The following is a 25,279-nucleotide window of genomic DNA, read 5'->3' on the forward strand; positions in this document are numbered from 1 at the left end:
AAGCGCCGATTATGCCGTGAAAAGACGCCCACTAAGACTCTAGAATAGCCTCGGTTAATCATCGGTTAATCAACGCCACACATTGTGTGCCTCACTTGCATCGAACTAAGGCTTGACCATGCGGCATCTGTTTACCTTACTGCTGGTGTTGTTCGCGGGATTGGCCCAGGCCGCGCCGGGCAACCCGTTTGAGACCAAACCTGATTTCCTTCCGGTGGGCAAAGCCTTCACCTTTACCTCCGAACGTCTTGAAAGTGGCGAGACGCAGCTGTATTGGCAGATTGCCGACGGTTATTACCTGTACAAGCAGCGCATGAAATTCGATGGCCTGGCCGAAAAGCCCGTGCTGCCGCAAGGCGAGGCCCACAGCGATGAGTTCTTCGGCGACCAGGAGGTGTATCGCCAGGGCCTGGAAGTGAAGATTCCGGCCGGCGCCACCGGCCAAATCAAGCTGGGCTGGCAGGGCTGCGCCGACGCGGGCCTGTGCTACCCGCCGCAATCGATCACCGTGGACCTGGGTGGCAACCCGGCCGTGGCCGCCACCGCCGAAGCCCAGGACCAGAGCCTGGCCAGTGGTTTGCAGCAGCGCAGCCTGGGCTGGAGCCTGTTGCTGTTCTTCGGCCTGGGCCTGTTGTTGGCGTTTGCGCCGTGCTCGTTGCCGATGCTGCCGATTCTCGCCGGCCTGGTGGTGGGCAGTGGCGCCAGCCCGCGTCGCGGCTTTGCCCTGGCCAGCAGCTACGTGGTGTGCATGGCGTTGGTGTATGCCGTGTTGGGTGTATTGGCTGCCCTGCTCGGCAGCAACCTCGCCGCGCTGCTGCAGACGCCCTGGATCCTCGGCAGTTTCGCCGCGTTGTTCGTGATCCTCGCCCTGCCGATGTTCGGCTTCTTTGAGCTGCAACTGCCGGCGTTCCTGCGCGACCGCCTGGACAACGTCAGCCGTCAGCAAAGCGGCGGCAGCCTGGTAGGCGCCGGGGTGCTCGGTGCACTGTCCGGCCTGCTGGTAGGCCCCTGCATGACCGCGCCACTGGCGGGCGTGCTGCTGTATATCGCGCAAAGCGGCAACGCGCTGCACGGTGGCTTGATCCTGTTCTGCATGGGCATCGGCATGGGTATTCCACTGTTGCTGCTGGTGACCGTGGGCAACCGCTTCCTGCCCAAGCCGGGCACCTGGATGAACGTACTCAAGGGCATCTTCGGCTTCCTGTTCCTCGGCACCGCCGTGTGGATGATTCGTCCGGTGGTCGGCGAAAACCTGTGGGTCGGCCTGTGGGGCGCACTCGCGCTGGTGATGGCCTACTGCGGCTGGACCCTGGCCCGCGAATACGGCCTCGCCGCCAAAGTGTTCGGCGCCGGCTCCCTGGTGTTGGGCCTGTGGGGCGCCGTGTTGGTGGTGGGCGCAGCGGGTGGCAGCGATGACCTGTGGCAACCGCTGAAGGTCTACAGTGGCTCACGGGCCGCCGCCGCCCCCACCGCCCACGACGCCTTCATGACCATCAGCGACCCCGCCGTGCTGCAAAGCCAGCTCGACAGTGCCAAGGCTCAGGGCCAATGGGTGCTGGTGGACTATTACGCCGACTGGTGCGTGTCGTGCAAGATCATGGAAAAACAGGTGTTGGGCAAACCGGAAGTACTCGACGCTTTGAAAGACGTGCGCCTGCTGCGCCTGGACGTCACCGCCGACAATGCCGCCAGCCGCGAGCTGCTCGGCCGCTATAAAGTCCCCGGCCCACCCAGCTTCGTGTGGATCGGCCCGGACGGTGAAGAACGCCGTGCCCAGCGCATCACCGGCGAAGTGGATGCCACCGCCTTCCTGCAACGCTGGACGCAAGCCCGGGACGCCCTCTGATGCTGACGCTGACCATTGGCACCTTCGCCATCGCCCTGAATCACATCCTGCTGATCAGCGCGCTGATCCTCGCCACCCTGGTGGGCTGGCGCGTGGCCAAGCGTGGCGGTGAAAACCCGGAGTCGGTGCTGTTCAGCCTGTTCCTGCTGGGTATGCTGGTGGCCCGCGTCAGCTTTGTGCTGATGTACTGGAGTGACTACCGCAACGACTGGCTGCAAATGGTCGACCTGCGTGACGGCGGCTTCCTCGCCTGGCCCGGCGTGATCGCACTGGTGCTCGGCGCACTCGCCTACGGCTGGCGTCGCCCGGCCCTGCGCAAGCCGCTGAGTGCCGGGGTCATCACCGGCCTGGTGTTCTGGGGCATGGCCAGCCTGTCCCTGAGCCTGTATGACAAAGGCTCGCAGCTGCCGGACATCACCCTGCGCAATGCCAATGGCGACGTGGTGCAACTGGCCGACTACAAGGGCGGCCCGCTGGTGATCAATCTCTGGGCCACTTGGTGCCCGCCCTGCCGGCGTGAAATGCCGGTGCTGGAACGCGCCCAACATCAACGCCCGGACGTGACCTTCCTGTTCGTCAACCAGGCCGAAAGCATGCAAAGCGTCAGCACCTTTCTCGCCACCCAGGGCCTGACCCTCGACAACGTGCTGTTCGACGCCAGCGGCCGCCTCGGCCAGGCCGTGGGCTCGATGGCCTTGCCTACCACCCTGTTCTATCGCGCCGACGGGCGCCTGATCAACAGCCACCTGGGCGAGTTGTCCCAGGCCAGCCTGGCCCGTGCCATGGAACCCTTCGACTCCGCTCCTGCTGCCACAAGGAAACCGACATGCCCCGCCTCCGCCACCTGCTGACCCTGCTGCCGCTGACGCTTGCCGCCACCCTGGCCCAGGCCGAAGACTGGCCGGCGCCGATCAAACAGATCGAAGCCAAGGGTGCCAAGATCCTCGGCAAATTCGACGCTCCCAGCGGCCTCACCGGCTACGCCGCCCAGTACCAGAACCGTGGCATGGCGCTGTACCTGACCGCCGACGGCAAGAACGTGATCGCCGGCAACCTGTACGACGCCCAGGGCAACGACCTGAGCAGCGCGCCCCTGGAAAAACTGGTGTACGCGCCGATGGCCAAGGAAGTCTGGGCCAAAATGGAGAAAAGCAGCTGGATCCAGGACGGCGACAAAAACGCGCCGCGCATCGTCTACCTGTTCAGCGACCCCAATTGCCCGTACTGCAACATGTTCTGGGAACAGGCCCGCCCCTGGGTGAAGGCCGGCAAGGTGCAGCTGCGCCACATCATGGTGGGCATTATCCGCGAAGACAGCCCGGGCAAATCCGCCGCGCTGTTTGCCGCCAAAGACCCGCAAAAGGCCTTGGAAGAACATGAAGCCGCGGGCAAAGGCAGCAAGTTGCAGGCGCTGGAGAAGATTCCGGCGAATATCGAGGCCAAGCTTGATGGGAATATGAAGTTGATGGATGAATTGGAGTTGTCGGCGACGCCGGCGATTTTCTATCTGGATGACAAGGGGGGGTTGCAGCAACAGCAAGGGGCGCCTTCGCCGGAGAAGCTGGTGAAGATATTGGGGCCGAAATAAAGCCTCCGACCATCGGAGGCCTTATTCTTACCAGGGTCTGATCACAGTCCTTCGACAGTGATCTGGGTCACATCAAAGTCATTGACCGGATCTCTGCCCATATGAAGGTTATCAAGTGAGAGTCTCGTGGTATCTGAACCGGCCAGGAAAGTACCTTGAAGCAATTCCCACGGTGTACCAGGCTCCGTTCTCGAGGAAATTTCTTCCCCTTGAGCTACGAGCACCAAAAGAGGCTTTCTGCCATCTCCTGGTTGATAAGAGTCGCGTACCCAGGCACTGAACTTGTAGAGACGCCCAACCTCCAGTTGGGTAAAGTCCTTGTACATCTTCACACGCTGGGTGACAGGGTTCTTCGTATTGGTGAACCCCCAGTCTTCCAAATAATACCCATTCGTCGATCCCGGTACAGCCCCTTCCTTAAGCCTCAGATCGTCTTCATGTGTGGCACCTGGCCCTCTCTCCCAGTTATTCCAGCTTTCACCGTCAGGGTTGAAATCGGTGTAATCGTAGAAAGCCTTACGAATCTTCAAATGCAATTCCGGAAACGCAATCGAATTACCCACCCCACCACCAATATCCGGCGTCGCTTTGAATGTCACAACCAACGGCGTTGCATTACGCAGTTTTTCCAGCTCTGTACGCTTGAGTAATTTATTCAACCCACCGTCCACGTCATACGAGGTAATCGGATCGGCAGTAGACACTTTTATGATGTAAGGCGCGCCATTTTCGTCGGCGATCCCCGCGCACTCCAACCAGCCAAGCTGACCTGACAGAATAAACCACCAGGGTTCAACAGTGATTGAAGCATCCCCAAAAAAGCTGGCCAAATCCAGAATGCCACCTTGTTGGGCGGGTGGCGTAGCCTGCGGCACTACCGGTGTCGGCAGTCGCACAGGCGCGCTGATCTTCAAGTTCAAATCCGCAGACGTCTGCACCTTGCATGCGCTGGTCACGGTGTAATTGATCTTCACCGTCTTGCCCATACTTTCGATCACCGCTTCCCGTGGCAGAGCGAAGATGACTGCCCCCTCAGCGCTGCCGGGTTTGGACGCCAACGGCCAGCAAGTACCATTCGGCTTTTGCCAGCAGACGCTGATGCTGTGCTTGGTGTTGTTGCCGACGTAATCCACTTCGACATGAACACCGTCGCGCCCATTCCAGGCGGTCAGGTCAGTGTCCACCGCTTCGGTCACACTGGGCTCAAGCAGCACCAAGGGTTCTTGTTTGAGGTGGAAAGTTTTAAACGGAAACTCAACAGCCCCAAGTTCACCCAGCCCATCGAAACTCACTGCAAAATACAGATGCAAATCACTGCAATCCGCCAGTTTCTGAAGCTCGGCCCTGGGTATCGCTGCATCCACGCCATTTTCCAACCAGGATGATGTCAGCGGTTCATTTATCAATACGTCAAAACGATAAGGGCTCCCGCCCGCCAGCACGCCCACGCACCACATCCAGCAAGACTGCCCCAGTGCCGCGTAATCCCAGATGGGCACCACGCCGGTTGCATCATCATCAAAGGTGTAGAGGTCCAGCACATTGCCGGTAGCCTGTTCAATATTCGGTCTCGACAAACCATCGATGCCAAGCACTTTTACGGTACGCTTGGGCGAGAACCATTGGCTGCCATCGCAGCGCCTCACGTTGTAAGCCAGCGTAATGGTTTTCTTAAAGTTGGCGCTGATCGCCGAAGGTGGCACTGCAAACACCACGCTGCTTTCACCCTCGCCCACTTCACGACACTCCAGTGACGGCGAGCCTGGCCCCGGCGTACCGGAGAGCGTCAGGCACACCCGGTCATCACTGCACACGCGTTCATAGGCCACCACGACATGTGCCCCCTTAACCGTATTCACCGGGTTTAGCACACAGCCATCGAACTCAGTATGAACAGCCTCCCGCATTTCCGGCGGCGACAACTGCAGGTGGGGCTCAGTGTGCAGGGTTAGTAGTAGCGAGCGAAAGAGTCTGTAGACTGCTCCGGCGCTTTGGCGAAAGCGAACCTCGCATAAAATAGACAATTCACTGTGATGCTTAAGTTGCAGGAGTACATCCCTTGGCAGAGGCCGGCGCCAGCCCGTGCGCACGTCTTCCTCGGTAACGGGTTCATGCTTGAATGGATAGAGTCTGGCCTTGGTGCCGTCGAGATAAGTCCCGCTCAGATAGCAATTAATTGTCTGGTTCGTGCCTGCAAATGCCCAGGGGGAAATCAAAATAGTAGGGTCTTTACAGCACAGCAAGGAAAGATCCAGCTTGCTATCGATCGCTTCGGGAAGCTCCACCTGAGGCAAGTTGGAAGGCAGGCTGATTCTTACGCTACCTTGTCGAGATGTTTGCTCCTCGTCGTTCCGGCTGACGGTGTAGGTGAAAATGGCATAGTCATCCAGCCACAGCGCTATGTAGTGCGCCGGAATATGAAAGTCGATATAACCACCGTCGACACCTTCCTGAGGTTCGAGCGGAGGATAAGGGCTACCTTCAATGGGCCAGTTCAGGGTGATGAGGTCACTGGCCCGCATATCGTCGTATATGACCCGAACCGTCCCTCCATCCAGCAGTTTGAGTGAATCGACATCAGATTTTCCCTCGGCCTCAAGCAGCTCTGGCTTAAGCAAATCAAGGGCATCCGGTAATGACTTGGGCATGCTGAAAGCTCCTTTCCAATGGACGGTGAGTGCCAAGCCGAAGTATTCGCCTATGAGGCACCGCCCTATCACATCGGAAAAAAACGGCTTTTCCTACTGTCAGAATTCACAGTTCTAACCCGAAAAAAGACGCTGTCCGATCAACGGACAGCACCAACTTCGTTCTTAAGCCCCTCCAACTCCGCTACCGTGCTGCAACAGCAAGGGGCGTCGCCAGAGAAGCGGGTGAAGAATCTTGGACCGAAATAAATCGAGGCCCTCTGCAGTGTGTAGAGGGCCTATTTCTCAAACCGCTATGAAATTTCCTCCAGAATAATTCTACTCATGTCGAAGTCATTACCTTGTTTCCCCATCTGCAGATTGTCAATACTGAGCCTGGCGGTGGTTGAGTTCGCTATGAACGTACCACTGATGGTCATCCAAACCCTGGAAGCCAGAACAGTCGCCGGATAAATATCAACCCCATTGGCTACCAAGCCAATTTTTGGAGGAGGGCTAGCACCACTGTTATTTCGTACATCTGCTCTAAATTCATAGCGAAAGCCTGGTTCGAGATTATTGTAGACTTTTACCAATTTCTCCCTTTGCGTTAATGGATTGCTGGTGTCGGTGTATCCCCAGTCAAACAAAAAAACGCGACCATCAGGATCAGTCTTGATTTTCAAATCTTCAGGGTGGGTTGCACCGCCCCCCGACGCCCAACCATTCCAATTTTCCCCAATAAATTCAGTTGCATCCAGCATTTTCTTGGTAAACATAGTAATGATCGACGTCGGAAATACAATTGCATTGCCTACATTTGGGTCGCCATCAGCGGTGACTTTAAACTGGATCAATAAAGATGTTTTATCCTTAAACTTTAAAAGCTCATCCCGCTCGATCGGCCACTGCAGTTTATGTTGACCATCCTGCTCAATTTTTTCCCCGGTGATCACCTTGATCGTATACGGCAAGCCATCCTCACCTGTGCCAAGACACTCCAACCACGCTAACTGTCCGGGCAATATGAACCACCAAGCATCCAAACTAACGTGGGCATCTCCAAGAAAAGTACGCATATCCAGTACTGATTCAGTCACTTCTAGAACAGTCGGCTCGGGGAGCCTTACTGGGGTACTGATGTTCAGTTCCAAGTCCATAGAAGTTGCCTGCTGACACGCGCGTTCAACGGTGAAGTTAATCGGTATTGTTTTATTGATTCCATGAATAACCGCGTTGCGAGAAACAGGAAACTCGACGTAGCCAGGATCACTATTGCCTTGTTTACTGATGCATGGCAAACAGGCGCCTTCCTGTTTCCAGCACACACTGATCATGTCTCTGGCACTCATCCGTGGGTACTGCACTCGAACAGTTGCCCCATTTCGAGCATTCCATACCGTCAAATCAGAACCTACCGCTTCTCGTACCGTAGGGGCATCCAGCACTAGATCAGGCTGCACCAGCTCTAACGCCAGCACTGGAAATGCTTCAGCGCTGGCCTTGTCCAACCGGCCATTGAAATTCACCGCGAAATGCACATATACGGTGCTGCAATCCGATAGCTTTAGAAGCTCGCTTCGCAGCAGAATTTCACTGACGCCGGTCCTCGGTCCCGACTGACCTTGCAGGACATCAATACTGTAAGGCGTGTCGCCCTCCGAAATCCCGGTCACCCAGAGCCAGCGCGGATGGACTTCATCGATAAGCCACCAAGGGTGGACCGTTATTTCGGCGTCGCCGGAAAAGGTATTGAGGTCCAGCGTTTTCCCCGTGGCCTCACTCACATCGGGCATGGGTAGATCGCTGATGTTCAGGACATGAATATCGCGGGACGGCGATTGCCACATCTCTCTACCGCGCTGCACGGTGTAGCACACCGTCACGGTTTCCTGGAGGTTCGCGCTGATGGACGAAGCCGGCACGACAAAGTCGATAAAGCCTTTGGTCCCCATCTCCTGGCAGCCCAGATAAGGCGTTCCCGGCCCGGCAGTACCCTTCCAGTAGGCACACACATTGTCGTTGGGGCAGGGTTGATCGTAAGCCACTCGAAGCGTGGCGCCGTCCTTAGCGTTGATTGGGTTGAGTGAGAACTCGCCGGGCGTGCACTCCACCGCTTGAACGACGTTGGGCGCGCCCAGTTCCAGATGGGGCAGTGTGAGCAGCGTTGTGGTGCTGCTGGGAAAGAGTCGCGAAAAGCTGTTGTCGTGACCATGGAGCTTGACGTCGAATATCAGGATCAATCGACTATTGTGCTCAAGTTGCTTGAGCAAGGCCATTGGCAACGGCCTAGACCATCCGCCCAGCACTTCTTCGTCGGTGATCTTCTCGCCCTTGAAGAACTCCTCATAAAAACGCCCCCCCCCTGCATAAGTGCCACTTAAATATAGCCCGGCACTCTGCTCATTATTGATAAATGCCCAAGGCGCAACCGAAACGACAGGATCGCGGCAACACAACAGCGAAAGGTCCAGCACACCATCAGTGGCCTGCAGAAATTCGGGTGCGGGCAGGTTGGAGGGCAGCTTGATTCTGACCTCGGCCACACGCGACGGATGCGTTTCACCGTCACGGGTAACGGTATAGGAAAATTTGACGATGGCGTCGAGGCGTAGCCCCACATCAAACGGCTCAACATCGAAATCGACGCAACCCGCGTCAACACCATACTGCGGCTCAATGGGCGCGCACTCACCTGGTCGGGACTCCCAGCACACGGCAATCCGATCCGTGCGAAGCATCCCGTCATAACAAACCCGTATGGTCGCCCCGTGAAGCAATTTCAGTGGGTCAACCTCTCGTGCGCCCTCTGCCTCGACCAACTCGGGCATGGGCGGTTCAAAAACATCCGGCAATGACTTGGGCATGCTGAAAGCTCCTTTCCAATGGACGGTGAGTGCCAAGCCGAAGTATTCGCCTATGAGGCACCGCCCTATTGCATCGAAAAAAAGCAGAACTTCCTACTGTCAGAATTCACAGTTCCAACCCGAAAACAGACGCTGTACGACCAGCGGACAGCGTCGGCTTCGCCGTAAAGCCCTCGAAGAACACGACGCCGCCGGCAGGCCTGCACGTTGCAGGCACTGGCCAAGATCCGGCCAATATCGGTACCTCTGCCATGCCACCGTATGTCCTGGAAACCTGTTCCAGAAGGGTCACCGGGTCATTGTCAACGCCAGTGCCCCCCTGAAATGTTAGGCTAAGAGCACCCATTCATTTGGAGCACTGCTCACTCCACTGAGCCTATTAACGTAAAATTGTCAAAAAAAGCATAATCCACGGAATCGATTTCCAACGTCTTGACATGCTCCTTCTGCGGGGCATCGAACTCGATCCACAAATGCCTTGGAGGAGACGGCAGCCACCGCTCGTGCAAGAGCTCACCCTTGTCGTTCAGAAACCTGAACCCAACGGAATTGTGCCCATCAATATGAGCCGCTGCAAAACGGACACACTTACACTTATTAGTGAAATCCAGCCTTAGCTTTTGTGGCCTATGCAACATCCCTGAGAGCTGATAGGCGGTTACAATTGCAGGTCCCGTCAAATAGGGTGGTACGGCAGGGAACGTGACAATGCCCCCGCCACGACCAACATTGTCTATCATCGTGATCGTCATGGTCGATAACTCAATTTTTTCTTGATCGGCAAGAAACTTATTAGGCTGCCCATCAAATCCTTCAGTCTGCACGAAGCGGTGAATCAACGTGGTCGTGAGCAATGGAAATGTCGTCGGCAATTCCTCTGCCGGGTCGCCATCAAATAGCACCTGCATGACAAATGTGACTTCGCTGCGGTGACACAATTGCATGAACACATCGTGCGGCATTGCTTTTTTCCATCCGTTGGTTACCTCTGACTCCGTAACGCTCTCCCACTGTACCAGCGGCAAAACGGTGGGGGTTCCGTCCTCCAGAAAGCCACGGCATTCCAGCCGGACTTTGTTTTTTGTGCTGATCATCATCCAAGGTTCAGCCGTGATCTCGGGGTCACGTGCGCAGAAATCACCCAGGTCAAATATCAGGTCTGGCAAAGCCGGCCGGGGCAATCGGCTTACATCGCAGGGTGGGCTTTCGAGTGTTTTACACTTACGAGTCACTGTGTAATGTACCCGCACGGCATCTTCCAGGTACGGTGTCGCCGCGCTGGCGGGAATTGCAAAGTCGACGAAGTCTTGATCCCCAGCCTCTTTGCATGGGACCGGTGGAGTGCCATCCCCCGGCCCGCCCTCCCAATAGACACACACCTGGTCATCCGGGCACGTATCGTCATAGGCGACTCGGACCGTGGCGCCCTGAACCGCATTGACGGGCCTGAGTACATAATCGTTCGGCCCCCGCTCGGTGGCATCGGGAACACTGGGAGGGGGCAGCACCAGTGGAACTTGCTGAATATTGAAACGATGAACAAGGAACTCTTGGGCGTCCACCAAATCACTCGCCTCACAAAAGCTTGCCGCAAAGTGCAGATCAAAATCACTGCAATCGGCCAGTTTTTGCAAATCAACCCTGGAGAGCGGCGTCTCGACACCACGCGCCTTCCAGTCATCCGTAACCGGTGCCCCGCTCAAGAGATCAAACCTCAAATCACGCCCGTCTTCCCCTTTGCCAGTGACCCACATCCAGCAAAGTTTCGAGCATTCACCATAGGCCCATGCAGGCACTGTAGCCGTCGCGTCCCCTGAAAACGCTCCCAGATCCACTGTATGGTTAGTGGCTTCCTCGATCTGCGCACGGGGGAATTGAGGCACCAAAACGTTAACCACGCGATCAGGTGATGGCAGTTCACTCTCGCCGAAGGCAAGGGTGTAGCTCAGCGTCATTGGCTTGTTGAAAAAACACGCAACGGTACATGCGGGCAGCTTGACGGACGCCCGATCCCCATCCTGCTCAATCACCACGCAGTCAAGCTGTTTCCTTGCATAACCGGGTCCCGTCACAAAGAAGCAGACACGATCACCTGCATAGGTATCCAGATTGGAGGCATCTACATCCCCACCATCCCTGGTCAATTCAGGGTTAAGACACCACTCGTCGTTGTAAAACACAGATTGCTGCAGATGGGGAGGTGGCAGGTTTTCAATGCCGGGATCCACAATCAATGCAGCGGTGCGACGATGTTGAATCTCCAGCGCATTTCTTGGCAGGCGTGTTTCGAGGCGAGGATCAACCTCAGCGGGAGGTTCGGCGGCCAAGCTACTGGTGATCCAGGCACATTGAAGGGTAATCGATCTCCATGGCTTGCGTCGCGCCAGCCAACCACGGGCGATAAAAAACTTAAGTACGTAGCCGTCGACTGCCTCTTCAGGGCTCAACACGTGACCATAAATCACGGTGTAGAACACATATGGAATGGCGTCTTGCTCGGTAACAGCAGTGCAATAAACCTTATCGCCCGCTTTCGCAAGAGGAGGGACAGGCACCAACACCGTCTCGTCTCCTGTGTGATATTTCATGTCATAGGTAGGTGTGTTATTAACAGTTTCTTCATGAAGCAGGTAAGGGGCCAAGTTTTTACTTTCACTGGCTGGGTAGAACGATATCCCCACTTCCTTGACCAACGAAGCCGCTGGCTGCCCGCTTGCTCGCCCTTTATAGGAAATGAGCAGGGTGAACCCCATTGAGGTCGTCAGATAATGCAGAGGGATAGCAATCCTCCTGGCGCCTGACTCACCACTTGAATCCACAATATCGTGGAATACCAGCTCAGGCGCCTCCTTCACGAGGAATATGACGGTGGTGTCTGAACTGTCCATGCGTGAATCGACGGTCAGGTATGAACCCTCCATTTGGGAGGGAACAATGGTTGCGCCCACCTCACTGGAAATCAGCGGGGCATTCACTTCAACTGCGTCCAGCCTGGCTGTTTGGGAATCTGAGCTTTTGGGCTTTGGAGCGCTGTCAGCGCTTGATGGGGTTTCGCGAGGTGGTTTTTTTTGCTTAGCCATGAAAAGAACTCCGTGTTCCGAGGGTATACCCTTATCCTGTGTGCGGACGAGGGCTACCCATCAGTGAGCTCTTCTGATGCTTATTCGCCTACTGTGAGAATTGACAGTTTTGGCGCTATACCCCGCCCCTGCCGACCAGTGGTCATCTGCGCTTCTTCCAACTTCTTCCCCGTGCTGCACTCGATGCCAACGCGACGTTGATCGCTTAGCTGAAATTGCTTGGTCCAAAGTCAGCAGCGTCCAGTCTGACGCCATCGCCGGCAAGCCGGCTCCTACAGTTGGAGTGATTCACCTGTAGCAGCCGGCTTGCCGGCGATGAGGCCCTGACAGACAACGAAGCTTAAAGCCCCTCCAACTCCGCCATCAAATCACTCAACCGGTCCACCTTCTCGGCGCTGATCTCATTCGCCGCCAACCCATTAATGTACTCGGCCAACTCTGCCACCGTGCTGCACTCGAACATCGCCCGCAGCGGTACGTCACGTTGCAGGGTTTTCTGCACCCGCGAGGCAATCTGCGTGGCCAGCAGCGAATGCCCGCCCAGTTCGAAGAAGTTGTCCTCTACCCCTACCCTGTCGACTTTCAGCACCTCGGCCCAGATGGCGGCCAGGGTGGTTTCCAGTTCGTTTCGCGGCGCCAGGTAGTCCTGGCTGTGCAACTGGCCGATCTCCAGGGTCGGCAAGGCTTTGCGGTCGAGTTTGCCGTTGGCGTTCAGTGGCAGGCGGTCAAGCCATAGCCAGTGCAGCGGCACCATGTATTCCGGCAGTTCGGCCCGCAGGCGCTGCTTGATGCGGTCCAGGCGCTCGCCGGGGTTCAGCGCTGCATCAGCCGCCACCAGGTAGCCGACCAGGTGCTTGCCATTGACGCCTTCCTGCACGCCCACCGCCGCATCGCGTACTTCCGGTTGTTCGTGCAGGCGCGCTTCGATTTCACCCAGTTCGATACGGTAGCCGCGAATCTTCACTTGATGGTCGATGCGCCCGACGTACTCCAGCACGCCGTCACTGCGACGGCGCGCTAGGTCGCCGGTGCGGTAAAGCCGTTCGCCCGCGGCACCGAAGGGGTTCGGTACAAACACTGGCGCGGTGCGCAGTGGGTCGCTGACGTAACCGCGACCGACGCCCGTACCGGCGACACACAACTCGCCAACTGCGCCTTGGGGCACCAGCTCCAGCGCCCCATCGAGCAGGTACAAACGGTTGTTGTCGGTCGGTGTGCCAATCGGCAAGTAAGTGCCACGGGTCGACGCCAGGTCGACGCGGTAGAACGCCACATCGTCCGAGCATTCCGCCGGGCCATATGCGTTCACCAGGCCAATCTGGGGGTAACGCAACAGCCATTGGTGCGCCAGCTCCGGCGGCATGGCTTCACCAGTCGGCAGCATCCAGCGCAGACCGTCCAGGCCAATACGCTCCTGGGCCAGCATGCCCTGGATCAGCGACGGCACGCTTTCCAGCACGGTAATCCCTTGGGCCTGAACGTGCTCCAGCAAACCTTGGGGATCATGGGCGAGGGTATTCGGCACGATGTCCACCCGCGCGCCAAACAGCGGCGCAGCGAGGAATTGCCACACAGAAATATCGAAGCTCTGCGAAGCGGTTTGTGCAATCACATCCGCGTCACTCAAGGCCAGGTACGGCACCTTGCTCAACTGGTTATTGAGCATGCCGCGCTGTTCCACCATCACGCCCTTGGGCAGGCCAGTGGAACCCGAGGTATAGATCACATAGGCGAGGTTGTCCGGACCGCTGTAGATGCCGGGATTTTCGCCGCGTGCAGGCACTTCTTCCCACACCAGCAACTGGCAGTCGAAGCCTTCCAGCAACTCGATGGCCTGCTCGCGACATGCCTCAGTGCACACCAGCAGTGGTGTGCGGCTCAGGTCGATGATGCTGCGCAGTCGCTGGCTCGGCAGGCCTGGGTCGAGCGGCAGGTAGCCGGCACCGGCCTTGAAGCTGCCGATGTTCATGCCCAGCAGGTCGAGGTTGCGTTCGGCCAGCAATGCCACGGGTTGATCCAGACCGACGCCCGCACTGATCAGCGCGTGGCCCAGGCCGTTACTGCGGCGATTGAGTTCGTCATACGTCCATTGCTGATCAAGGCAACTGGCGGCAACCCGCTGAGGATGCGCGGATACCTGGGCCTCGAACAGTTCGACATAGCTACGCTCCAGCGGGTAGTCGTGCTCGCTCTGGTTACAGCCTTCCACCAGGAACCCGCGCTCTTGCTCACCGATCAGCGGCAGGTCGGCCATGTCGCCATGGAAGCCCTGCACCAGCGCCAGCAGCAGGCGCTTGAACTCGCCGAGCATGCCTTGCACGGTGGTCTCGTCGAAGTAGCGCTGGTCGTAGGACAGGTGCAAACCAAGGTCATCACCCGGGTAACACACGGCGGTCAGCGGGAAGTTGGTGTGGGTGCGGCCGGAGTCCGAGGTGGCATTCAGGCTTTGCGCACGGTCCAGCACCGAGACTTCCACCGGGGCATTTTCGAACACGAACAGGCTGTCGAACAGTGGCTGGCCCTTGGGCAATTCGCTGTGCTCCTGGATCGTCACCAGCGGCAGGTATTCGTACTCGCGCAGTTGCATATTGCTGTCGAGCAAGCCGCTCAACCACTGACGCACGCTGCAACGCTGATCGTCCTCGGGCAGTTTTACCCGCAGCGCGATGCTGTTGATGAACAGGCCGACGGTGCGTTGCATCTCCGGCATTGCCACCGGGCGCCCGGCCACGGTGACACCGAACAACACGTCACGGTCGCCGCTCAAGCGCCGCAGCACCAAGGCCCACGCCGCCTGGGCGAAGGTGTTGACGGTCAGTTGATGAGCCTGGGCCAACTCACGCAATTGCGCACCGTCGCGGGCATCGAGGCGGGTGTAGCAATCGCCCACCACCATGCCGCCGCTGTGGCCCGCGTGTTCACGCAGGAACGGCCGGTCACTCGGGATCGGCGTGGTGCGTTCGAACCCTTGCAGGTTCTGCTGCCACCATTGGCGTGCCTCGTTGAGGTTCTGGCGTTGCAGCCAGGCAATGTAGTCGCGATAACGCGGCGGCGTGGCCAACTGCGCCTCGCGGCCTTCGCTTAGGGCCATGTAGATCTCGAAGAAGTCATTCATCAGCAACGAACGGCACCAGGCATCGATAAGGATGTGGTGGTTGCTCATCATGAACCAGTAGCGTTCAGCGCCGACGCGGATCAGGCGCAGGTGGAACGGCGCCTGGTTGAGCAGATCGAAACCGGCTTCGCGCTCTTGCTTGAGCAGCGCTTGCAGACGCGGTTCCTGTTCGCTTTCCGGGTCCTCGCTCCAGTCCAGGTATTCAATCGGCGTGCTGCCCGGTGTGTGGATCACTTGCAGCATGTCTTCGCCGACGTTCCAGCAGAACGAGGCGCGCAAGGCTTCGTGACGGGCGATCACCGCCTGCCAGGCCTGGGCGAAGCGCTCGGGGTCCAGGGCGCTGTTGATACGGTAGCGGTCCTGCATGTAATACAGGCCGGTGCCCGGTTCCAGCAGGGTATGCAGCAACAGGCCTTCCTGCATCGGTGTCAGCGGGTAGACGTCTTCGATGACGTTGGCCGGTACCGGCAGGCTGTCGAGTTGCGACTGGCTCAGGTGGGCCAGCGGGAAGTCGGACGGTGTAAGACCACCGGCATCGTCCTGCAGGCAGTGCTGGGTCAGGCTTTGCAGTTCGGCCAGGTACGCCTCGGCCAATTCGCGCACGCTGTGCTGATCGAAGCGCTCACGGCTGAAGGTCCAGCGCAGCACCAGCTCACCGCCGTACACCTGGCTGTCGACGCTCAACTCGTTGGGCAGCGGCGCATCCGGGTCATGGGCCAGGCCTGCGGACTCGTCCAGCGGGTGGAACAGCGCATCGGCGCCAAAGCTCTGGTCGAACTGGCCCAGGTAGTTGAAGGTGATCTGCGCGCTCGGCAGTGCGGCCATGCGCTGTTTGCACAGGTCGTCGGCCAGGTAGCGCAGCACGCCATAGCCCAGGCCCTTATGCGGCACGCCGCGCAGTTGCTCCTTGATCGCCTTGATCGAGTCGCCCTGGGACGCTTGCGGGGTCAGGCGCAGCGGATAGGCACTGGTGAACCAGCCGACACTGCGGGTCAGGTCGATGTCATCGAACAGGGTTTCGCGGCCGTGGCCTTCCAGTTGGATCAGCGCCGACGCGTGGCCGCTCCAGCGGCACAGCACACGGGCCAAGGCGGTCAGCAGCAGGTCGTTGACCTGGGTGCGGTAGGCGCTCGGGGCCTGTTGCAATAACTGGCGGGTGTGCTCGGCATCCAGGCGCACGCTGACAGTGTCGGCATCGCGGTTACGCAGCGAGCCTTGCGGACGGGGCACCGGCAATACGGTTTCCGGCCCAGCCAATTGGTCTTGCCAGACGCTCAACTCTTCACGCAGGGATTCGCTGCCGGCATAGGCCTGCAAACGCGCGGCCCAGTCACGCAAGGCGCTGGTCTTGGCCGGCAGGCTGACGGACTGACCGTCGCTGAGTTGACGGTAGACGTTCTGCAGGTCTTCCAACAACACGCGCCACGACACGCCGTCCACCACCAGATGATGGATCGCGATCAGCAGGCGTTGCTGCCCCTCGGGCCCGTCCACCAGCAAGGCGCGCAGCAGCGGGCCGTGTTCCAGGTCGAGGCTGCGTTGGGTGTCGGTGAACAGCGCGGTGCAGTGCGCCATGTCGCGCACTTGCGCCTGCATCAGCACGCCGCCTCGCGGCACGGCCAAATGCTCGGCGTGCCAGTGCGCGTCACGCCGGGAGAAGCTCAGGCGCAGGGCGTCGTGGTGCTCCAGCACGGCCAGCAGCGCTTGCTCCAGGCGATGAGGCTCCAGCAGTTGCAATGGTTTGAGGACCAGCGCCTGGTTCCAGTGCTGACGCTGTGGAATCTCGGTGTCGAAGAACCAGTGCTGGATCGGCGTGAGGCCCGAAGGCCCGGTCAGTACGCCCTGCTCGGCCGTGACCTGCTCGGAGCGGGTGGCGACGGCAGCCAGGGTTTGCACGGTCTGGTGCTGGAACAGGTCGCGAGGGCTGAAATGAATCCCGGCCTGCCGCGCACGGCTGACCACCTGGATCGACAGGATCGAGTCGCCACCCAGCTCAAAGAAGTTATCGTCCAGGCCGACTTGCTGCACGTTCAGTACCGCACACCAGATCGCAGCCAGGGTGCTTTCAAGTTCATTGCGTGGCGCCACATATGTTTGGCGGTTTGCCTCAGGATCTGGTTGCGGCAGGGCACGGCGGTCGAGCTTGCCATTGGCGGTCAGCGGCATGCTGTCCAGCACGATCAAGTGCGCGGGCACCATGTAGTCCGGCAGTTGCGCCTTGAGATGGGCCTTCAGCGCGTCACGCAGCGCGCCGTGCTCGGCATCGCTGACCAGATACGCCACCAGCTGTTTGCCGCTCGGCGAATCCAGCGCCAGCACCACCGCTTCGCGCACGGCATCGTGTTCCAGCAGGCGGGTTTCGATCTCGCCCAGCTCGATACGGAAACCACGAACTTTCACTTGATGGTCGATACGCCCCAAGTACTCCACCAGGCCATCGGCGCGCTGGCGCACCAGGTCGCCGGTGCGGTACAGACGCCCACCCTTGCGCGCAAACGGGTCCGCGACAAAACGTTCGGCGGTCATGCCCGGACGCTGGTGATAACCCTGGGCCAGGCCCGCCCCGCCGACGTACAACTCGCCGGTCGCGCCTTGCGGCACCAGGGCCAGGTCGGCGTCGAGAATGTAAGCCACGCGGTCACCGATGATGCTGCCGATCGGCACGCTGGCGGCGCCCTCCTCCAACTGCTCCGGTGCAAGGCTGGCCAGCGGCATCACCACGGTTTCAGTCGGGCCATAGGCGTTGAAGAACACCTGTGGCTTGAACGCGGCACGGATGCGCTGCAAGTGTTCGCCGGTCAGGGCTTCGCCGCCGGTGATGCACATACGCACCGGCAAGGTCTGCTGCTGAGTGGCCAACCACTGCGCCAACTGGCTGCCGTAGCTCGGGGTGAAGCCCAGGATGTTGATGCCATGGGTGCGGATCAATCCGCAGATTTCCTCGGCATCCCACTGGCCCTGGGCGCGCAGTACCACCTGCGCGCCACTGAGCAGCGGCACCAGCAAACGCTCGGTGGCGGCGTCGAAGTTGATCGAATAGAAGTGCAATTCGCAGTCATCCGGGCGCATGCCAAACCGCTCGATCACCGCTGTGCAATGCATGGCGATTTCACCGTGGGACACCACCACGCCTTTCGGCTTGCCGGTGGAGCCGGAGGTGTAGATCAAGTACGCCTGGTGTTGCGCCAGGCTGATAAACGGCAGCGCATCGGCCGGGTAGTTGGCGAGCACCGGCAAGTCATCTTCCAGGCACCAGCAGGCTACGCTCGCCGGCAATTCGCCGAGCGCTGCGAACATCGCCGCATCGCTGAGCAACAGGCCGATGCCGCTGTCTTCGATCATGTAGTGCAAGCGGTCCAGCGGATATTCAGGGTCCAGCGGCACGTAGGCGCCGCCCGCCTTGAGGATCGCTAGCAGGCCGATGACCATTTCCAGCGAGCGCGGCAGTGCCAGGCCCACCCGCACCTGCGGGCCGACGCCGCGCTCACGCAGCATCCAGGCCAGGCGGTTAGCGCGGGCCTCCAGCTCGCGGTAGCTCAGCGTTTCACCGGCGAAGGTCAGCGCCGGTGCATCGCCACGGGCTGCCGCTTGCTGGCTGAACAGTGGATGGATGCACTGGTCAAGGCGGTGTTCGCCCGCCTCGATGCCCAGGCTGTCCTGCACGGCCCGCTGCTCGGCGACGCTCAGCAAGGGCAGCTCGCTGAGGCGCTGTTGCGGGTTGGCGATCAAGGCTTCCAGCAGGTTGCGCCAATGTTCGGCCATGCGCGCAATACGCGGCTCGTCGAACAGGTCGGTGCTGTAGGTCAGGCAGCAACCCAGCCGATGGTCGAGGTCGGTGACTTCCAGGTTGAGGTCGAACTTGGTCGCACGCGCATCGTTGGCCAGGTATTCGACGGTCATGCCGGCCAGTTGGCGGCTTTGCTGGAATTCCCAGCGCTGCACGTTGCACATCACCTGGAACAGCGGGTTGTACGCCGCACTGCGCGGTGGCTGCAGGGCTTCCACCAGGTGATCGAACGGCAGGTCCTGATGGGACTGGCCTTCGATCACAGTGTGGCGCACCTGCTCGAACAATTCAGCGACGTTCATCTGCCCAGTGAGCTGGCAACGCAGCACCTGGGTGTTGAGGAAGGCGCCGATCAGCCCTTCGCTTTCCGGGCGAATACGGTTGGCCACGGGCGCACCGATGCGCAGGTCGGTCTGGCCGCTGTAGCGGTAGAGCAACACAGCCAGGGTGGCGGTCATGGTCATGAACAGGGTCAGGCCGCGCTCGGCATTGAAGGCTCGCACGCGGGCCGCCAGGTCATCGCTCAGGTCGAAGCGGTAGAGTTCGCCCTGGTGGCTTTGCACCGGTGGCCGTGGACGGTCGCCGGGCAGTTCCAGCAAGGGGTGTTCGCTGCCCAATTGCGCAGTCCAGTAGTCCAGTTGACGCTGACGTTCGCCAGCCTCCAGCCATTGGCGCTGCCACACGCTGTAGTCGAGGTATTGCACCGGCAGCGGTGCCAGTGGCGATTCACGCTCATCGATAAAGGCTTCGTACAGCGCACTGAGTTCACGGGCAAAGATGTCCATGGCCCAGCCTTCGGTGACGATGTGGTGCAGGGTCAGCACCAAGTAGTGTTCGCGCTCGCCGGTCTTGACCAGGCAGGCTCGCAGCAACGGCCCGGTCTCCAGGTTGAACGGTGTATGGGCCTCGTGATCTGCCAATTGTTGCAACCGTGGCTGGCGTTCGGCTTCGTCCAGCGCGGAGAAGTCCTGCCAGTCCATGCGCAGGCCGGTCTGCGCCGCGACCTTCTGATAGGCCACGCCGTCGACGCTCGGGAAGGTGGTGCGCAGGGTTTCGTGACGCATGATCAAGGCCTGCAACGCCGCCTCGAAACGCCCCACATCCAGTACGCCGCGCAGGCGCGCCATGCCGCCGACGTTGTAGGCCGGGCTGTCCGGTTCCATCTGCCACAGGAACCACATGCGCTGCTGGGAATAGGACAACGGCACCGGTTGGCTGCGGTCGACCTTGGCGATTGCGGTCTGCTGGTTGCGTTGGCCCGACGCCTGGATCAGTGCGACCTGCTCGGCAAATGCCCCCAACTCACTGGCTTCGAACAAAGTGCGCAATGGCAGCTCGACGTCACATGCCTGGCGGGTGCGGGAGATGATTTGCGTGGCCAGCAACGAATGGCCACCGAGGGCGAAGAAGTCATCGCGCAGGCCGATGCCCGGCAGGCCCAGCACTTCGCGCCAGATCGCAGCGATCTGCTGTTGCAGCGGGGTTTCGGGCTCGACATGTTCGCGCACGTGCCACACCGGTTCCGGCAACGCCCGGCGGTCCAGCTTGCCGCTGGGGCTCAGAGGCATGCTGTCCAGGCGCATCAGCAGCGCGGGCACCATGTACTCGGGCAGCTCGGCGGCCAGGGCGGTCTTGACGTGTTGTTCGTCCAGCTCGGCAGGGGCGGTGTAGTAGCCAATCAGCTGAGCATCACGCACCAGCACCACGGCTTGGGCGATGCCTTCCAGGGCGAGCATGCGCGCTTCGATTTCTTCCGGCTCCACGCGAAAGCCACGCAGCTTGACCTGCTGGTCGAGGCGCCCGAGGTACTCGATCACACCGTCGGCATTCCAACGCGCGCGGTCACCGGTGCGGTAAAGGCGTGCCCCTTGGTGGTCAGCGACAAAACGCTCAGCCGTCAACCCGGCGCGGCCCAGGTAACCCCGGGCCAGGCCAATGCCGCCGATGCACAGTTCACCCGGCACACCCAGTGGCACCGGGTTGAGCTGCTCGTCCAGCACGCGGCAGATCACATTGCCCAGCGGGCGGCCAATCGGCGAGCGCTCGCCGTCTTCGACACGGCAGTGCCAGTGGGTCACGTTGATCGCGGTTTCGGTCGGGCCATAACGGTTGTGCAGTTGCACCGCAGGCAACTGCGCCAGCACGCGGTTGCGCAGTTCGGCGGGCAAGGCTTCACCGCCGGAGAACAGGCGGCGCAGGCGGGTGCATTCGGTTACCAACGGTTCGTCGATAAACAACTGCAACAGCGGCGGCACAAAGTGCAGCGTGGTCACGCCGTGCTCCTGCACCAACTGCGCAATGCGATGCGGGTCGCGATGTTCACCGGGGCCGGCCAGCACCAGGCGGCAACCGCTGATCAGTGGCCAGAAACACTCCCACACCGACACGTCAAAACTGATCGGCGCCTTTTGCATCAACACGTCGGTTTCATTGAGTTGATAAGTGGCCTGCATCCACTGCAAGCGCTCGGCCAGGGCCGCATGGGTGTTGCCCACGCCTTTGGGTTGGCCGGTGGAACCGGAGGTGTAGATCACGTAGGCGAGGTTGTCACCGTGCAGGTGCAAGCCGGGCGGCTGGGTGGGCCAGCTGTCGAGGTGCAGGCTGTCCATCGCAATCACGCACACGCCTTCGGCGCTCGGCACCTGTTCCAGCAATGCGGTCTGGGTCAGCAGCAGGTGGACGCCACTGTCCTTGAGCATGTAGGCCAGGCGCTCGGCGGGGTAATCCGGGTCCAGCGGCACATAGGCGCCACCGGCCTTGATGATTGCCAGCAGGCCGATCAGCAGTTGCGGCGAACGCTCGGCGGCGATGGCCACGCACACGTCCGGGCCGACGCCTTTATCGCGCAAGTAGTGGGCCAGGCGGTTGGCCTGGGTGTGCAGTTGGGCAAAGGTCAGGCTACCACCGTCCCAGACCAGCGCGGTGGCGTCCGAGGTCTGCTGGTTAAGCAGCTCCGGCAGCCACTGCTGGGCTGGCGCGCAGGGTGCTTCGCTGTAAAGCGCCTGTTCGTCCTGCTGCATCAGCGCGATGTCGCCGATGGCTTGCTGGGGGTGCTCGCAGACGGCGTGCAACAGGTTGATGTAGTGCTCGGCCAGGCGCTGGATGGTCGCGGTTTCGAACAGCTCATCGGCGTAGTCGAACGACAGGCTCAAGCGCCCGTTGCGGTCTTCTTCGGTGTGCAGTTGCAAGTCGAACTTGGCTTCGCGGCTGTGCCATGGCAGTTCATCGGCAAGCATGCCCGGCAAGCGGCGCAACGCGCTCAAATCGCGCTGTTGGTGGTTGAACATGACCTGGAACAGGCCCTGTTCGCGGGCCTGCGGGAAGGCTTCCAGCAGTTGTTCGAACGGCAGGTCCTGATGGGCCTGGGCGCCCAGTGCCGTCTGGCGCGTCGCGGCCAACAGCTCACTGAACGCCAGGCGCCCGTCCAGCTCGGCACGCAGCACCAGGGTGTTGATGAAGAAGCCGACCAGGCCTTGGGTTTCCTGGCGCGGACGGTTGGCGTTGGGCACGCCGATGCGAATGTCGCGCAGGCCGCTGTAGCGATGCAGCAGGCTTTGGAAGGCCGCCAGCAACAGCATGAAGGGCGTGGATTCGTGGGCCTGGGCGGTCTGGCGAATCGCTTCGCTGAGGCTCGTGCCAAGCCGCACGGTGTGGCGTGAGGCGGTGTGACGGTGGTGCGCCGAACGCGGGTGGTCGGTGGCCAGGCTCAGGGTTGGATGCTCTTCACCCAGTTGCGCTGTCCAGTACGCCAGTTGGCGCTCGCCTTCGCCCTCGGCCAGCCATTGGCGCTGCCAACTGCCGTAGTCGGCGTATTGCAGGGCCAGGGGCGGCAATTCCAGGGGTTGGCCCTGGACAGCGGCGGCGTAGAGGCGCGAGAACTCGTCGATGAGAATGTTGAGCGACCAGCCGTCGGCGATGATGTGGTGCAGCGTCACCAGCAGTTGGTGATCCTCATCGTCCAGGCGCACCAGCGTCACCCACAGCAGCGGGCCTTTTTCCAGGTCGAACTGGGTGCGGGCTTCGTCCTCGCGGATCTGTTGCGCGCGGGCTTCGCGTTCGGCCGCTGGCAGGTCACTGAGGTCGATGACTTGCAGCTCGAACTCCACCTTGGCATCGATGCGCTGGAAAGCCTGGCCGTCTCTTTCGTAGAAGCGCGTACGCAGCGCTTCGTGGCGCTGGATCAGTTGCTGGAAGCTGGCGCGCACGGCGTCTTCATCCAGCTCGCCGCGCAGGCGCAGGGCACCGGGGATGGTGTAGGCGCTGCTGTGCGGGTCCAGTTGCCAGGTGATCCACAGGCGGTTCTGCGCCAGGGATTGGGGCAGTTCATCCTGGCGTGACAGGCTGTGGATCACGCCTTGGGCGACGCCACCGTCTTGCTGCAACTGCGCAACGTTGGCCGCGAAGCCTTCCAGGGTCGGCGCTTCGAACAGCATGCGCAGGTTCAGTTCCAGGCCGAGGGTTTCGCGCAGGCGTGCGACCACCTGGGTGGCAGTGATGGAGTTGCCGCCGAGCAGGAAGAAATGATCATCGGCGGCAACGCTTGCGATGTTCAGTTGCTCACACCAGATCGCCGCAATCTGGTTGTGCAACTCGGATTCCAGCGCCCCATCGCTCACCTGCGCTTGCAGGTCGGGGAACTGGGCATAGCTGTCGAGGCTGCCGTCCTTGTGACGAAGCGCACAGGCTGCGCGCTGCACTTTGCCGCTGGAGGTCTTCGGCAAGGCGCCGGGGTTGAGCAGCACCACCACGCTGGGCGCCTCTTGGTAAGCCTCGGCCACGGCTTGGCGGATCGCCTTGATCAGCGCTTCGGGCGGCAGGATTTTCTGCACGCTGCGGCTGATTTCGGCGGCAATGCCAATGCCTTCCAGCCCCTTGTCGCTCACCGCAAATGCGGCGACCCGGCCTTTGCGCACCACTTCGACTTCGCGCTCAATGGTCTGCTCGATGTCCTGGGGGTACAGGTTGTGGCCGCGCACGATCAGCAGGTCTTTGAGGCGGCCGGTGATGTACACCTCACCGTCACGGATAAAACCCAGGTCGCCGGTGCGCAGCCAGGTACGGCCAGCATGTTGCACGAAGGTCTTGGCGGTGGCTTCCGGGTTGCGCCAGTAGCCATGGGCGATGCTCGGACCGCTGGCCCAGAGTTCGCCGACGCGGTTGTCGGGCAGTTCGGTGAGGGTTTGTGGGTCGGCAATCAGTACGGCATGCTCGGGCTGGCTGGTGCCGCAGCTCATGATCGCACTGCCCTGCCCCGGTTCGGCGCGGTTGGCGGCCAGGGCCTGCTCGTCGACGCGCAACGCGGCAATACCCTGGCCCCGGGTGCCGCCGGCGACAAACAGGGTCGCCTCGGCCAGGCCGTAGGAGGCGAAGAAATTGTTTGGGGTGAAACCACAGGTGGCGAACTTTTCGGCGAAGCGTTCCAGGGTGTCGAGGCGGATCGGTTCGGACCCGGAATAGGCCACGCGCCATCGGCTCAGGTCCAGCCGCTCCAGCGCCGAGTCACTGACCCGTTCACTGCACAGGCGATAGGCGAAATCCGGACCACCGCTGATGGTACCGCCGTATGCGCTGATCGCCTCAAGCCAGCGCAACGGCCGGCCGAGGAAGTAGGCCGGCGACATCAACACGCACGGCACACCACTGAAGATTGGTTGCAGCAGGCCGCCGATCAGGCCCATGTCGTGGTACAGCGGCAGCCAGCTGACGATCACGTCATCCGGGTTGAGGTCGATGCCAAAACCACGGCGGATCAGCACTTCGTTGGCCACCAGGTTGCCGTGGCTGACCTGCACGCCCTTGGGCAGCGCGGTGGAGCCGGAGGTGTATTGCAGGAAAGCGATGTCGTCGGGGTGCAGGTCGGGAGCGATCCAGTTACCAGCGCTCTCCAGGCTATCGACGCTTAACACCGGCGGCGCGTTGTCGAGCTGCGACAAGCCGTCGGCGAGGCTGGCGATGGTCAACAGCAGGCGCGGCTCGGCGTCGCTGATGATCGACAGCAGGCGCTCCTGATGGTGACGCCGCGTGGACTCCGGCGGGTAGGCCGGCACCGCAATAACCCCGGCGTACAGGCAACCAAAGAACGCCGCAACGTAATCCGGGCCACTGGGGAACAACAGCACCGCACGGTCACCCAGCTCGGCATTGGCTTGCAGCGCAGCGGCGATGGTGCGGGCGCGCTGGTCCAGGTCGCGGTAGCTGAGTACTACGCTGTGCTCGGCGGACTCGGCGAGGAAGCGCAGGGCGACCTGATCCGGGGTTTGCGCGGCACGACGCTGAAGGGACTGGACCAGGGTGCGGGGAAGTTCGAAGGCGTCCATCATGGGGTTCCTGCCTGAAATCGGCTTACGGGAAATTCGGGAATTGGGGAGC

The 25,279-nt window shown here is 60.6% G+C and carries 7 protein-coding genes; 3 read left to right on the forward strand and 4 right to left on the reverse strand.

The genetic code is table 11. The annotated features are described in order from the left end of the window. Nucleotides 1-118: 118 nt before the first annotated feature. The 3 genes from dsbD to dsbG are packed head-to-tail and all read left to right on the forward strand — an operon-like array spanning nt 119 to nt 3,434. Nucleotides 119-1,846: a protein-disulfide reductase DsbD gene (dsbD, locus tag KHP07_RS22860; RefSeq protein ID WP_214498076.1), complete on the forward strand. Its 1,728-nt coding sequence runs from the start codon at nt 119-121 to the stop codon at nt 1,844-1,846. Then, a complete protein-coding gene (locus KHP07_RS22865) occupies nt 1,846-2,697 on the forward strand; it encodes a TlpA disulfide reductase family protein (RefSeq protein WP_078049581.1) in 852 nt (283 codons plus the stop codon). Before dsbD ends, KHP07_RS22865 begins: the two co-directional genes overlap by 1 nt. Then, complete coding sequence (gene dsbG / locus KHP07_RS22870; protein ID WP_099492365.1) at nt 2,673-3,434, forward strand: thiol:disulfide interchange protein DsbG; 762 nt, start codon at nt 2,673-2,675, stop codon at nt 3,432-3,434. Before KHP07_RS22865 ends, dsbG begins: the two co-directional genes overlap by 25 nt. 41 nt (nt 3,435-3,475) lie before the next feature. Here the strand turns inward: dsbG and KHP07_RS22875 are convergent, their stop codons facing one another. From KHP07_RS22875 to KHP07_RS22890, 4 genes are all read right to left on the reverse strand, one after another. Beyond that, nucleotides 3,476-6,082 (reverse strand): hypothetical protein, encoded by a 2,607-nt coding sequence (locus KHP07_RS22875; protein WP_214498077.1) that lies wholly within the window; start codon nt 6,080-6,082, stop codon nt 3,476-3,478. Between the two features lie 293 nt (nt 6,083-6,375). Then, nucleotides 6,376-8,928: a hypothetical protein gene (locus KHP07_RS22880; protein WP_214498078.1), complete on the reverse strand. Its 2,553-nt coding sequence runs from the start codon at nt 8,926-8,928 to the stop codon at nt 6,376-6,378. Between the two features lie 362 nt (nt 8,929-9,290). Then, entirely contained in the window at nt 9,291-12,008 is a 2,718-nt protein-coding gene (locus KHP07_RS22885; RefSeq protein ID WP_214498079.1) for a hypothetical protein, read from the reverse strand. A 340-nt stretch (nt 12,009-12,348) separates the two neighbouring features. After that, nucleotides 12,349-25,230, reverse strand: a complete 12,882-nt coding sequence (locus tag KHP07_RS22890; protein WP_214498080.1) for a non-ribosomal peptide synthetase — start codon at nt 25,228-25,230, stop codon at nt 12,349-12,351. Nucleotides 25,231-25,279 lie beyond the last annotated feature (49 nt).

This window comes from Pseudomonas sp. VS40 (assembly GCF_018587885.1).
GTDB classification, from domain to species: Bacteria; Pseudomonadota; Gammaproteobacteria; order Pseudomonadales; family Pseudomonadaceae; genus Aquipseudomonas; species Aquipseudomonas pergaminensis.

Bases quoted from the DNA above. Each gene is read 5' to 3' on its own strand.
- dsbD (WP_214498076.1), top strand. From the start codon at position 119: ATGCGGCATCTGTTTACCTTACTGCTGGTGTTGTTCGCGGGATTGGCC.
- KHP07_RS22865 (WP_078049581.1), top strand. From the start codon at position 1,846: ATGCTGACGCTGACCATTGGCACCTTCGCCATCGCCCTGAATCACATC.
- dsbG (WP_099492365.1), top strand. From the start codon at position 2,673: ATGCCCCGCCTCCGCCACCTGCTGACCCTGCTGCCGCTGACGCTTGCC.
- KHP07_RS22875 (WP_214498077.1), bottom strand. From the start codon at position 6,082: ATGCCCAAGTCATTACCGGATGCCCTTGATTTGCTTAAGCCAGAGCTG.
- KHP07_RS22880 (WP_214498078.1), bottom strand. From the start codon at position 8,928: ATGCCCAAGTCATTGCCGGATGTTTTTGAACCGCCCATGCCCGAGTTG.
- KHP07_RS22885 (WP_214498079.1), bottom strand. From the start codon at position 12,008: ATGGCTAAGCAAAAAAAACCACCTCGCGAAACCCCATCAAGCGCTGAC.
- KHP07_RS22890 (WP_214498080.1), bottom strand. From the start codon at position 25,230: ATGATGGACGCCTTCGAACTTCCCCGCACCCTGGTCCAGTCCCTTCAG.